The organism is Microbulbifer okhotskensis, from assembly GCF_023895975.1.
Lineage (GTDB): Bacteria > Pseudomonadota > Gammaproteobacteria > Pseudomonadales > Cellvibrionaceae > Microbulbifer > Microbulbifer okhotskensis.
Window position 1 is genome coordinate 1 of record NZ_JALBWM010000599.1, and the last position, 210, is coordinate 210.

General features: G+C 64.3%; 1 protein-coding gene. It reads left to right on the top strand.

Features of this window, described 5'->3' with window-relative positions; genetic code table 11:
* Positions 1-210, top strand: a 210-nt coding sequence (locus tag MO867_RS23410; protein WP_252473568.1) for an amidohydrolase family protein, incomplete at both ends; no start/stop codon positions are given.

Consider the following 210-nt stretch of genomic DNA (forward strand, 5'->3'; position numbering starts at 1 on the left):
TGGGTGAAAATCTGGGCGCCGGGCGCGAAGAGATCGATGCCCGCGGCAAGCTGGTGCTGCCCGGTGGCGTTGATGCCCACTGTCATCTGGATCAGCCGATGCCGGAAGGCATGAAGATGGCGGACGATTTTACCAGCGGCACCAGGTCCGCCGCCTGCGGTGGCACCACCACCCTGATTCCCTTTGCGGCCCAGGAAAAAGGCCAGTCGC